Below are 12,642 nucleotides of genomic sequence, written 5' to 3' on the forward strand. Positions count from 1 at the left end.
TGTCCTAGATGGTCGAGCGCGCCTTTTCGAGCAGCGACGGCTGTTGCAGCATCTCGACCTCGCCGCTGCCGCGGCGCTCGGGGCCGATATAGGTGTTGGTGGTGTTGCGACGGCGGTCGGGGCCGAAATAGGTCTTGGTCTTGATGAACGGGCGCGGGTTGGCGACCACGTTCATGATCCGCTGGTAGAGGCCCTTGGCCGAGATCGGCTTGGCCAAAAACTCGGTGACTCCGGCATCGCGCGCCACCGTGACACGGCGCTTCTCGGAATGCCCGGTCAGCATGATGATCGGCGCGTAGGGATTGCCCTTGGATTCCGGCTGCCGGATCATCTGCGCAAGCTCGAGCCCGTCGAAGATCGGCATCGACCAGTCGGTGATGACGATGTCGGGCACGTAATGGGTGTACATCTCGAGCGCGGTGGCGCCGTCCTCGGCCTCATACACCTCGCGCGCGCCGAACGAATGCAAAAGCGTCCGCAGGATGCGGCGCATGTGCGGATTGTCGTCGCAAATCAAAAATCGCAGCTTGTTGAAATCGATGCGATACATGGTCCGGTCCCGAACGGGCATACCGGGCCAAATGCGGTATTACCCGACGTTAACCATATCCTGCCCGGGGTTAATGATTGGTTGCCGGGCAAGGGGAGCAGGGGAAGGCGGCCGTCGTCAGTAGCCGAACTGCTCGCGCAGGATGCGCTCTTCCAGCGAATGGCCGGGGTCGAACAGCATCCGCATCGCGATCGTCTTGTCGGACAAGACTTCGACCCGGCGGACGTCGCGGACCTCGTCATGGTCGGCCACCGCCGCGACCGGGCGCTTGTCGCCCTCGATCACCTCGATCACCACGAAGGCGGAATTCGGCAGCAGCGCGCCGCGCCAGCGCCGCGGCCGGAACGCGCTGATCGGGGTCAGCGCCAGCAGCGCCGCGTTGATCGGCAGGATCGGACCCTGGGCGGAGAGGTTGTAGGCGGTCGATCCGGCCGGCGTCGCCACCAGAATGCCGTCGGCCATCAACTCCGCCATCCGCTCATGCTCGTCGATCAGAATGCGCAACTTGGCGACCTGGTAGGTCTGCCGGAACAGCGCGACCTCGTTGATGGCATGATGCAGATGCACGGCGCCGTGGATGTCGGTCGCGCGCATCAGGAGCGGATTGATCAGCGACTCCCGCGAGGCCGCCAGCCGCGTGCGCAGATCATGCGTCGAGTATTCGTTCATCAGGAAGCCGACGGTGCCGCGATGCATGCCGTAGATCGGTTTGCCGCTGCGCATGTTGGCGTGCAGCGTCTGCAGCATCAATCCGTCGCCGCCGAGCGCAACCACGACGTCGGCCTCGGCGGGTGGATGGTTGCCGTACATCGCGGCAAGCTCGCCGAGCGCCGACTGCGCTTCCGCGCTCGCGCTGGCGACGAAGGCGATCTTGTCATACCGCTTGGGGCTGGCCATCGCTCACGAACTCGTTTGGCACGGAATACGCCGCGCTCGTCTATACATCCCGGGCGGCGTTGTCGAGATGGTCCGGGAACGGACCGCATGCCCTACAGGTGCCGCCAAGCTAGCGCAATTTCCAGGTGGAATGCGTAAACGCCGGCCTACGGAGTGAACGACATGGCTAACAGTTTTGCGACACGGTGTGCTGCGGCGCTGTTGGTGGCCTGTCTTGCGACCGCGGCGCGGGCCGATGACGAGACCCCGCAGCCTTCGCCGTCGCCGAGCGCGCAGGCTCCCAGCGGCCAGAAGGGACGGGGAGGACGCGGTGAGGCCGGCTCCGGCGCCAACGCCGCGGCCAGCACGCCCGCCGCCGAGCAGCATCGCCTGCCGCCGGACTCCACCACAAAGCAATCCGTCGCGCTGCCCGGCCGCACGCTCGCCTTCAGCGCGACCGCGGGCTCGATCCGCGTGTTCGACGACAAGGGCGAGCCGCTCGCCGACATCGCCTACACCTCCTACCAGCTCGACGGCGCCGAGAAGGCGAGCCGTCCGGTGACCTTCCTGTTCAATGGCGGTCCGGGCTCGGCGTCGGCCTGGCTGCAATTCGGCAATGTCGGGCCGTGGCGGCTGCCGTTCGATGGCGACGGCGCGGTGTCCTCGGCCTCGCCCGAGCTGCAGGCGAATGCCGACACCTGGCTCGATTTCACCGATCTCGTCTTCATCGATCCGGTCGGCACCGGCTACAGCCGCTTCGTCACGACATCCGAGGATGCGCGCAAGCGCTTCTTCACGGTCGACGGCGACGCCAATTCGGTCGCGCTGGTGATCCGCCGCTGGCTCGAGAAATACGACCGGCTGACCTCGCCGAAATATGTCGTCGGCGAAAGCTATGGCGGCATTCGCGGGCCCAAGGTGGTGCGCAACCTGCAAATGCAGCAGGGCGTCGGCCCGCGCGGCCTGATCCTGATCTCGCCGGTGCTCGATTTCCGCGAATATACCGGCTCCAGCCTTCTGCAATATGTCGCGAGCCTGCCGACCATGACGGCGGTTGCGCGGCAGGCCAAGGGAGCGGTGACGCGCGAGGATCTTGCCGATGTCGAGCGCTATGCGCAGAGCGATTTCCTGCTCGACCTCGTCAGGGGCCAGGCCGATGCCGAGGCCACCACGCGGCTCGCCGACAGGGTCGCGAGCCTGACCGGCATCGATCAGGCGGTGAGCCGCAGGCTGGCCGGCCGTTTCGACATCGGCGAATTCCGCCGCGAGTTCGATCGCAAGAACGGCAAGGTGACCGGCCGCTACGACGCCTCGGTCGAGGGCTTCGATCCCTATCCGGATTCCAGCTACTTCCATTTCAACGATCCGTCCGGCGATCCCTTGATGGCGCCCTTGACCAGCGCTGCCGTCGACCTCACCACGCGCAAGCTGAACTGGCGGCCGGACGGCTCCTATCATCTGCTCAGCGAGAACGTGAACAAGGCCTGGGAGTTCGGTCACGGCATCAGCCCGGCGGAGTCGGTGACGCAGCTGCGCCAGATGCTGGCGCTCGACCCGAAGCTGAAGCTCCTGATCGGCCACGGCCTGTTCGATCTCGCCACGCCATACTTCGCCTCGAAGATTATCCTCGACCAGCTGCCGGCTTTTGCCGGCCCGAGCCGCACCAGGCTCGTGGTCTATCCCGGCGGCCACATGTTCTACTCCCGCGACGGCTCCCGCCAGGCGTTCCGCAAGGAGGCCGAGGCGCTGATGAGGTGAGGGGGGATGGCTGCGTGGATTGCGCTGTCCGCCGCAAATGTTGTCGTCGTCCCGGCGCAGGCCGGGACCCATAACCCCAGGATTGGGTTGGTGAGGAAAGCTGTGGCCCTAGCGTCGTGCAACAATCACCTTCGGTGGTTATGGGTCCCGGCCTGCGCCGGGACGACACTGAATTTGTTACGCTACCAGTGAGTCACACATCTACATTCTCGCGACATGAATCGTCCGAGTCTTGCATCTCGTTCCGCCTCTCTTGAGCAGAGGGCGCAGGGAAAGCCGGGTGCCGATCGCACCCATGGGCCCCGTGCAAAAGTAGAAAGCACGGGGGTAGGACCACAGGTGTAACCGGAGCAATCCGGCTTTCCCTGCGCGATGGGTTACGGCTTACTTCGTGCTCTCCCCGGCGAGACTTGGCTTGTTTGTCACCGCCTTCGCAAGACGCAATTGCGTCTTACAAGGGGACACCGGCCACTAGGGCGTCAGGACCACACGACTTCACCGTCCGCCTCAATCACGCTTCGTCCGTCGTGATCTCAGCGTCCACCGCATCCCACACCGCGTTCGTGACGATCGCGAAGCGCCCCTCGATCGGGTGAGACGAGCGAACCATACACTACACTGCGCTTCCGAAAAGTCGAAATATTTTGTAAGGCGGGCTTGCGCCGTCGGGCAACTCAGTGATTGAATTCGCGGGGCGCACTCGGCATGCCGTACCCCGTCACCCATACGTCTCCACGATGAAGTCGATCAGCGCCCGCAGCTTCGGGGTCATCTTGCGGTTCTTCGGCCACAGGATCTGGCGCGCGCGGCTTTGCGTCGTGTAGTTCGGCAGCAGCAGTTGCAGCCGCCCCGCGGCGATATCGTCGGCGAGCAACTCGTCGCGCATCAGCACGATGCCAGCGCCGGCGAGCGCCGCATAGCGGATGCCGAATGCGCTGTTGATGGTCAGGCGGCTCTCGACATCGACATGCACCTCGCCCTCCGGCCCGAAGAAGGTCCATCGCTGTCCGTCCGACCAGCCGGGATAACGCAGGCATTCATGGCCGGCGAGATCCGCCGGATGGGTCGGCGTGCCGTGTTCGGCCAGATAGCCCGGCGCGGCGCAAACCACGCCGGTATAGGGCGACAGCGAGCGCGACATCATGGTGGAGTCGGTCAGCGTGCCGACACGGATCGCCGCGTCCAGCCCTTCCTCGAGCAGATCGACCATCTTGTCGCTGAGGACGAGGTCGACCGATACCTCCGCGTACCTCTTCATGAAGCGGACGAGCGTGGGCGCCAGGCTGTACGATCCGAAGGCGACCGAGGTCGCGATGCGGAGCTTGCCGCGCGGCGCGCTCAAGGCCTCCTCGACCAGCGCGTCGCCGGCCTCGGCCTGTTCCAGCAAGTGCTTGCAGTGATCGAGATAGCTGCGGCCGAGCTCGGTGAGGCCCTGCCGCCGCGTCGACCGGTTGATCAATTGCGAGCCGAGCCGATCCTCGAGAAACCGGATATGCTTGCCGATCATGGTCGGCGACATCCGCAACTCCTTGGCTGGCCGCGGTGAAGGAGCCGAGATCGGCAACGCGGGCGAAACACGGACATGCTGGTCAGTCGGTCCATGATTATAAACCAATGGTTATTTCATTGCGGATCAAAGCGCCGCTTATAGGGCGCAGCATTTGTATTTATTACCACGAGTGAGCAATCAGCGCGAATGCGCGTACGATTGCTTTGGAATGTGGCCGGTTGCGCCCGGAGGGGCGCGGACCGCGCGGGTCTCGAACCAGGACAGGAGTGTCACGATGCCTTTCCAGCTCACGATCAATGGTCTCAGTCATTCGGTCGATGCCGACGGCGATACGCCGCTGCTGTGGGTGCTGCGCGACGTGCTCGGCATGACCGGCACCAAGTTCGGCTGCGGCATGGCGCTGTGCGGCGCCTGCACGGTGCATCTCGATGACGCCGCGGTGCGCTCCTGCATCACGACGATCGACAGCGTCGGGGACTCCAAGATCACGACCATCGAGGCGGTCGGCACCACGCCGGCCGGCAAGAAGATCCAGGACGCCTGGCTTGCGCATGAGGTGCCGCAATGCGGCTACTGCCAGTCCGGGCAGATCATGTCGGCGTCAGCCTTGCTTGCGAGCAAGCCGCAGCCGACCGATGCGGATATCGACGACGCGATGTCGGGCAACATCTGCCGCTGCGGCACCTATGTCCGCATTCGCGAAGCCATCAAGCAAGCCGCGCAGTCGGGAGGTTGATCATGACGCTGATGGACAATGTGTCTGAGCGCTCCGCCGATCTGTCGCGGCGCAACTTCCTCCGCGCGAGCGCGATCGCAGGCGGAGGCCTGCTGCTCAGTGTGAGTCTGCCGTTCGCGGGCCGCGAGAGCGAAGCCGCGGCCGCCGATGGCTTCGCGCCGAATGCCTTCATCCGGATCGGCGGCGACGGCAAGGTCGTGCTGACCATGCCTTATGTCGAGATGGGGCAGGGCACCTACACCTCGATCCCGATGCTGATCGCCGAGGAGCTCGAGATCGGGCTGAAGCAGGTGCAACTCGAGCACGCGCCGCCGAGCGACAAGCTGTATGCCAACCCGCTGCTTGGCGTGCAGGCCACCGGCAATTCGAACGCGATGCGCGGCGGCTGGCAGCCGATGCGGAAAGCCGGCGCCACCGCGAAGGCGATGCTGGTCGCAGCCGCGGCGAAACGCTGGAACGTCGAGCCCGCTTCGTGTCGCGCCGAGAACGGCGAGGTGCATCATGCAGCCTCCGGACGCAAGCTGGGTTACGGCGAGCTGGCAACTGACGCGGCGCAGATGCCTGTGCCGGAGAATGTGACGCTGAAGAGCCCGGCCGAGTTCAAGCTGATCGGCACGCCGGCCAAGCGGCTCGACACACCCTCCAAGATCAACGGCTCGGCGGTCTACGGCATCGACGCACGGCCGCCCGGGGTGAAGATCGCGACGCTGGCGCAGTCGCCGGTGTTCGGCGGGCGGGTGAAGAGCGTGGATGACGCAGCGGCAAAAGCCGTCAACGGCGTGCGCCAGATCGTGAAGCTCGATGACGCAGTCGCCGTGGTGGCCGATCATATGGGAGCGGCGAAGAAAGGTCTCGCGGCGCTCGTGATCGAGTGGGACGAGGGGCCCCACGCCAAGCTCGCCACGTCAGATATCGCGCGCGAGCTCGAAGCCGCCACCACCAAGCCGGGCACGGTCGCGCAAAACATCGGCGACACCGACAAGGCGATGGCGGGCGCTGCGACGAAAGTCGAGGCGACCTATCAGCTGCCGTTCCTCGCCCATGCGACGATGGAACCGATGAACTGCACCGTGCACGTGCGCCCCGACAGCTGCGAGATCTGGGTCGGCAGCCAGGCGCTCTCGCGTGCCCAGGCGGTGGCCGCGAAGGTGCTGAACCTGCCGCCGGAGAAGGTCGTGGTGCATAATCACCTGCTCGGCGGCGGCTTTGGCCGCAGGCTCGAGGTCGATGGTGTCATTCGCGCCGTGCAAATCGCAAACCAGGTCGATGCGCCGGTCAAGCTGGTGTGGACCCGCGAGGAAGACATTCAGCACGACATGTATCGTCCCTACTGGTGCGACCGGATTGCGGTCGGACTCGATGCATCCGGCAAGCCGATCGCCTGGAACAACCGCTTCGCCGGCTCGTCGGTGCTGGCGCGATGGGCGCCGCCGGCGTTCCGCAATGGTCTCGACCCCGACACGACGGAGGGCGCGATTGATCTCGTCTACGACATTCCGAACTTCCACGTCGAGTATGTCCGGGTCGAGCCGCCCGGCATTCCGACCGCGTTCTGGCGCAGCGTCGGTCCCTCGCACAATGTGTTCGTCACCGAAAGCGTGATTGACGAGATGGCGGCGGCCGCCAAGCAGGATCCGGTCGACTATCGCAAGGCGCTGCTCGGCAAGTCGCCGCGCGCCAAGGCGGCGCTGGAGCTTGTGGCGGCCAAGGCCGGCTGGGGCGGCAAACTGCCTGCCGGGCGTGGACGCGGCGTGTCGCTGCAATTCGTGTTCGGCAGCTACCTTGCGCAGGTTGCCGAGGTTGAGGTTGCCAAGGACGGTTCGGTTCGCGTCCACCGCGTCGTCTGCGCGATGGATTGCGGCACCGTGGTCAATCCCGACACGGTGCAGGCGCAGCTTCAAAGCGGCATCAATTTCGGCGTCACTGCCGCGCTCTATGGCGAGATCACGCTGAAGGACGGGCGCATCGAGCAAACCAACTTCGACAGCTACCAGATGTTGCGCATCGATCAGGCCCCGGCCATCGAGGTCCACATCGTGCCGAGTTCGGAGCCGCCCGGCGGCATGGGTGAGACCGGGACATCGGGCATCGTGCCTGCGATCAGCAATGCGATCTTCGCGGCGACCGGCAAGCGGCTGCGAAAGATGCCGGTCGACCCGGCATTGTTGAAGCAAACGTAAGCTACCGGCCGTCATGTCCGGGCATAGGCGAGCGGAAGCGACGCCGTCCTTCGGACGGCTATGCCCGGGCGTGACGGAATGCTGGCGCGATCGTGAAGCCAAGCGGATTTGCGCCCCGCATTGATCCGACAAGCGGGCATGCATCTGAGGCGGTTCGTCAATCTCTGGCTCGCGCCGGTATCACTAACGCTCACGGCTCCACGGGAAGAGAGAGGCCGGGAAATCGGCCGCGTAGCGGTGACCGATCGGCGGGCGGGGCTCTTCTTGCGGAGGATTCGGGTCAGGCTCGATCACCTTCCTGTAAAGATGCCAGGTCGCATGACCAAGTACCGGCAGAACGACGCAGAGACCGACGAAGAATGGCAGTGAGCCGACGGCCAGCAATACCGCGACGATCAATCCCCACGCGGCCATCTCAATTGGATTCATCATCACGGCCCGTATCGAGGTGCGGATCGCATCGATCGCTGTCGCATGGCGGTCGAGCATCAGTGGAAATGAGACGACGCTGACGCACAGGGCAACCAGGGCGAAAAGGAAGCCGACGCCGCATCCGATGATGATGAGCGACCAGCCTTCGGGCGTCGTCAGCACGCGCTCTGCGAAATCAGGGATGGTCGCAGCCGGAGCATAGCCGAAAGTCGCAATGTAGATCGCGTCCGCGGCGGCGATCCAGACTCCGAACAGAACGAACAGGAGGACACCAAGTTCGAGCATGGCGCCGAACGACGGCGAGCGCAGCACCTGCATTGCATCCCAGATACCTGGTTGCTCTCCGCGCTCGCGGCGGCGGCTCAGTTCGTAGAGGCCGAGTGCGGCGAAAGGACCGATCAGGGTAAAGCCGGCGGCGAGCGGAAACAGCAGAGGCAGCACCGAATAGCCAAGCACAAGCCTGAACAGGGCAAGTCCGAGGATGGGATACATCACGCACAGGACGATGGCGTGGGTCGGGATTGCGCTGAAGTCTTCCCAGCCCAGGCGCAGCGCGTTGCCCAAGTCGGAAATGCTGATCTTGCGAACGACGTAAGCGGTCGAGACGCCAAACAATTGCAGTTTGGGCCGTGCGAATACTGTGGTCATGGTTCCGGCCTCCTTGCTGGTGGTCGCAGGGGAACGGAGCGCCCTCAAAACACGCACATCCGCCTCATGCGCGAAAATCGCGACCGAGTCCGGCAAATCAGATTCAACCAGAAGGAGCTTGCCGGACGACATCTGTCGCAACCGGTCCAGTCAAACTAGTCCGATGCGCGGCAGAAGCAAGGTGGCGAACGCGGTCGCGAGAATTGTGCAATCGCACAAGCCAGGTTTTGCGATGCACCATCTGATGGTGGGTCCCGATCGGTGCTCGCCGGCATGCAATGCATTCGCGCCAACTCGCGCCGGACAAAGGCGGGACATACTCCTCTATTGACGCCGGGCTCGACGAGTACCATCTTGAATGCACTGAACGCCCCCAAGCTCCGATGAGATTGCGGTCGTGACGTTGACCCTTTGTCATGATGTCCCAGCGTCGCGACCGGCAGAATGGGCGAGGCAAAAGGCACGGTGATGGTGTACGTGGCACCATACCTTGACACCATACCTTTGACGTGAGCTCCGCCCTTTCGTTCGTCTCCGCAGCCTTCAATGGCAAGGAGGAATGAGGGATGGCTGTCGCGCTCGTGCTGCTCCTGGTTGCAGTCGCCTCGGTGCTGTTTCACATCTACAGCCCGTGGTGGTGGACGCCGATCGCCTCAAACTGGCGCTACATCGACGACACGATCAATCTGACATTCTGGATCACCGGGGCGGTTTTCTGCGCGGTCATCGCGTTCATGGCTTATTGCGTGTTCCGCTTCCACCACAAGGAGGGACGGCGGGCCGCCTACAATCCCGAAAACAAGAAGCTCGAATGGTGGCTCAGCATCGTGACGGCGGTCGGCGTCGCCGCCATGTTGGCGCCCGGCCTGGTCGTCTGGCACCAGTTCGTCACCGTTCCCGACGACGCGACCGACGTCGAGGTCGTCGGACAACAGTGGATGTGGAGTTATCGGCTTCCCGGAAAGGACGGCCGGCTCGGCACGTCAGATGCGCGCCTGATCAGTTCCGACAATCCACTCGGGTTGAATCCCAATGATCCGAACGGACAGGACGACGTCGTCGTTCAAAACGAGGATCTGCATCTGCCGATTGGAAAGCCGGTGAAGGTGCTGCTCCGCTCGATCGACGTTCTGCATGATTTCTACGTGCCCGAGTTCCGGGCGAAGATGGACATGATCCCGGGCTCGGTGACGTATTACTGGCTCACGCCCACGCGTACCGGAACATTCGACGTCCTCTGTGCGGAGCTATGCGGCGCCGCGCACGCGCAGATGCGGAGCAAGGTCGTCGTGGAGGAAGAGAAGGAATATCACGCGTGGCTCGAGAAGCAGCGGACGTTTGCGGAATTGTCAGGCCAGCGCGGCGTCGCGAAGGCCGCGTACAAGACCGGTAGCGAATGAAGGTGCCGACGAGGATGCGCCGGATATTGTGAAGCGAACTCGTCGCTGAACAGAAGACCAAGGAGGGAATTCCGATGGTCGATATCCCGTTTGATCAGGTCGCAGGCATACCGCCCGCCGAAGTGAGTGAGGTCGAGCTCTATCACCCGAAGAGCTGGTGGACGAGGTACGTCTTTTCGCAGGACGCCAAGGTGATCGCCGTCCAGTATTCGATGACGGCAATGTCGATCGGAATGGTGGCGCTGGTGCTGTCGTGGATGATGCGCCTGCAACTGGGATTTCCCGGTACATTCTCTTTTATCGATGCCAATGAGTACCTTCAGTTCATCACCATGCACGGCATGATCATGGTGATCTACCTGCTCACCGCCTTGTTCCTTGGCGGCTTCGGCAACTACCTCATCCCGCTGATGGTCGGCGCGCGGGACATGGTTTTCCCCTACGTGAACATGCTGAGCTACTGGGTCTACCTGCTCGCCGTGCTGGTGCTGGCCGCGACGTTCTTCGTGCCGGGCGGGCCGACCGGCGCCGGCTGGACGCTCTATCCGCCGCAGGCGATTCTCTCCGGCACCCCCGGGCAGGACTGGGGCATCGTTCTCATGCTGGCCTCGCTGATCCTGTTCATCATCGGTTTCACGATGGGCGGGCTCAATTACGTCGTGACGGTGCTGCAGGCGCGTACGCGCGGCATGACGTTGATGCGCATGCCCCTGACGGTGTGGGGCATCTTCACGGCCACCGTGATGGCGCTGTTGGCGTTCCCGGCGCTGTTCGTCGCCTCGGTGATGCTGTTGCTGGACCGCCTGCTGGGAACCAGCTTCTTCATGCCGACGCTGGTCGAGATGGGCCAGCTGACGAAGTATGGCGGCGGCAGCCCGATCCTGTTCCAGCATCTGTTCTGGTTCTTCGGCCACCCCGAAGTCTACATCGTCGCCTTGCCGGCCTTCGGCATCATTTCCGATCTGATCAGCGTCCACGCGCGAAAAAACATCTTCGGCTATCGCATGATGGTTTGGGCGATCGTGGCCATCGGTGCGCTCAGCTTCGTCGTGTGGGCGCACCACATGTATGTGAGCGGCATGAACCCGTATTTCGGCTTCTTCTTCGCCACCACGACGCTCATCATCGCGGTCCCCACCGCCATCAAGGTCTACAACTGGGTGCTGACGTTGTGGCGCGGCGACATCCATCTCACGACGCCGATGCTGTTCGCCCTCGCGTTCATCATCACATTCGTCAATGGCGGTCTCACCGGGCTGTTTCTCGGCAACGTGGTCGTGGACGTTCCGCTGTCCGACACGATGTTCGTCGTCGCGCACTTCCACATGGTGATGGGGATCGCGCCGATCATGGCCGTGTTTGGCGGAATCTATCACTGGTATCCCAAAATCACCGGACGCATGCTCAACGAGGCGCTTGGGCGATTCCACTTCTGGGTGACGTTCATCGGGGCCTATGCCGTGTTCTTCCCGATGCACTATCTCGGCCTGCTCGGGATGCCCCGCCGCTATCACGACATCGGCGAGACAACCTTCGTCCCGGCATCCGCCCATGACCTCAATGCGTTCATGAGCGTGGCGGCGCTGATCGTCGGCTTCGCCCAGCTTGTCTTCCTGTTCAATATGATCTGGAGCCTGTTCAAAGGAAAAGAGGCTGGCGGCAATCCCTGGGGAGCCGCCTCGCTGGAGTGGCAGACACCGGAAACCCCGCCCGGGCATGGCAATTGGGGGAAGGAACTCCCGATCGTCTATCGCTGGGCCTACGATTACAGCGTGCCCGGTGCCCCCAGGGACTTTGTGCCGCAGAATGAACCGCCGGCCGGATTGGTGGCGCAGGGAGCCCATCCGTGAGCGCCATCATCCTGTTCATTGCTACAATTGCAGCGATCGCGGGATGGTGGCTCTCGCAGCAGCGGCTGGCGGCCAAACCCTGGCTGGAGCAGGGCGTGGACGTCGATCTTCGCGGTGAGAGCGGTTCGTCGGTGCCGACGGCGAAGATCGGACTGGGCGTGTTTCTCGCGGTCGTCGGCTCGTTGTTCGCGCTCCTGATCAGCGCCTACTCCATGCGCAACAGCATGGTGGACTGGCGGGAGCTGCCCCTGCCCAGACTGTTGTGGTTCAATACCGGCGTCCTGGTCATGAGCAGTGTGGCGCTGCAATGGGCGCTGATCGCCGCGCGACGCGACGACATTGACGGCTTGATCGTCGGCCTGCTGATCGGCGGAGCATCCGCCATGACGTTCCTGGCCGGGCAGCTATGGGTGTGGCAGCAACTGAACGTCGCCGGCTATTTCGTGGCGTCCAATCCAGCCAATTCCTTCTTCTACCTGATCACCGCGGTGCACGGACTGCATCTGACGGGCGGACTGGTTGCGCTCGGCAGGACCACCGCAAAGGTGTGGCGCGGCGCGCCGATGATGCAGGTGCGCCTGAGTGTGGAGCTCTGCGCGATCTATTGGCATTTCCTGTTGTTGGTCTGGCTGGTCTTGCTCGGTCTGCTGACGGGCTGGACCGACAATATCGTCGACATCTGTCGCCAGTTGCTCAGCTAGC

At 63.6% G+C, this 12,642-nt stretch carries 10 protein-coding genes; 6 read left to right on the forward strand and 4 right to left on the reverse strand.

All coding sequences use genetic code 11. From position 1 onward, the window contains the following. Positions 1-4: 4 nt before the first annotated feature. Positions 5-550: a response regulator gene (locus K359_RS0115345; protein WP_029080140.1), complete on the reverse strand. Its 546-nt coding sequence runs from the start codon at positions 548-550 to the stop codon at positions 5-7. Positions 551-667: 117 nt separating this feature from the next. Then, positions 668-1,447 carry an NAD kinase gene (locus K359_RS0115350; protein WP_029080141.1) on the reverse strand — a complete coding sequence of 260 codons (780 nt, stop codon included), beginning with the start codon at positions 1,445-1,447 and terminating at the stop codon, positions 668-670. Between the two features lie 162 nt (positions 1,448-1,609). On the opposite strand from K359_RS0115350, the gene K359_RS0115355 reads away from it, so the two are divergent. Next, positions 1,610-3,184, forward strand: a complete 1,575-nt coding sequence (locus K359_RS0115355) for a S10 family peptidase (RefSeq protein ID WP_029080142.1) — start codon at positions 1,610-1,612, stop codon at positions 3,182-3,184. A gap of 718 nt (positions 3,185-3,902) precedes the next feature. Here K359_RS0115355 and K359_RS52040 read toward each other — a convergent pair. Further along, positions 3,903-4,703, reverse strand: coding sequence for a LysR substrate-binding domain-containing protein (locus K359_RS52040; protein ID WP_245284617.1), 801 nt, complete (start codon positions 4,701-4,703; stop codon positions 3,903-3,905). Between the two features lie 265 nt (positions 4,704-4,968). On the opposite strand from K359_RS52040, the gene K359_RS0115370 reads away from it, so the two are divergent. Together K359_RS0115370 and K359_RS0115375 are read left to right on the forward strand one after the other, a co-directional pair. Further along, a complete protein-coding gene (locus K359_RS0115370; protein ID WP_029080143.1) occupies positions 4,969-5,430 on the forward strand; it encodes a (2Fe-2S)-binding protein in 462 nt (153 codons plus the stop codon). 2 nt (positions 5,431-5,432) lie between these two features. Next, complete coding sequence (locus tag K359_RS0115375; protein ID WP_051346141.1) at positions 5,433-7,610, forward strand: xanthine dehydrogenase family protein molybdopterin-binding subunit; 2,178 nt, start codon at positions 5,433-5,435, stop codon at positions 7,608-7,610. A gap of 183 nt (positions 7,611-7,793) precedes the next feature. Here K359_RS0115375 and K359_RS0115380 read toward each other — a convergent pair whose 3' ends face one another. Beyond that, positions 7,794-8,690, reverse strand: a complete 897-nt coding sequence (locus tag K359_RS0115380; RefSeq protein ID WP_029080145.1) for a DUF2189 domain-containing protein — start codon at positions 8,688-8,690, stop codon at positions 7,794-7,796. Between the two features lie 566 nt (positions 8,691-9,256). On the opposite strand from K359_RS0115380, the gene coxB reads away from it, so the two are divergent. The 3 genes from coxB to K359_RS0115395 all read left to right on the forward strand — a co-directional run bounded on the left by coxB (position 9,257) and on the right by K359_RS0115395 (position 12,641). Further along, a complete protein-coding gene (gene coxB, locus K359_RS0115385) occupies positions 9,257-10,090 on the forward strand; it encodes a cytochrome c oxidase subunit II (protein ID WP_029080146.1) in 834 nt (277 codons plus the stop codon). Positions 10,091-10,164: 74 nt separating this feature from the next. Next, on the forward strand, positions 10,165-11,940 hold the full coding sequence (gene ctaD / locus K359_RS0115390) for a cytochrome c oxidase subunit I (protein ID WP_029080147.1): 1,776 nt from the start codon (positions 10,165-10,167) through the stop codon (positions 11,938-11,940). Then, a complete protein-coding gene (locus tag K359_RS0115395) occupies positions 11,937-12,641 on the forward strand; it encodes a cytochrome c oxidase subunit 3 (protein WP_029080148.1) in 705 nt (234 codons plus the stop codon). Before ctaD ends, K359_RS0115395 begins: the two co-directional genes overlap by 4 nt. The last annotated feature ends 1 nt before the right edge of the window (position 12,642 follow it).

The sequence above is a fragment of the Bradyrhizobium sp. th-b2 genome, from assembly GCF_000426785.1.
In the GTDB taxonomy this organism is placed as follows: Bacteria; Pseudomonadota; Alphaproteobacteria; order Rhizobiales; family Xanthobacteraceae; genus Bradyrhizobium; species Bradyrhizobium septentrionale.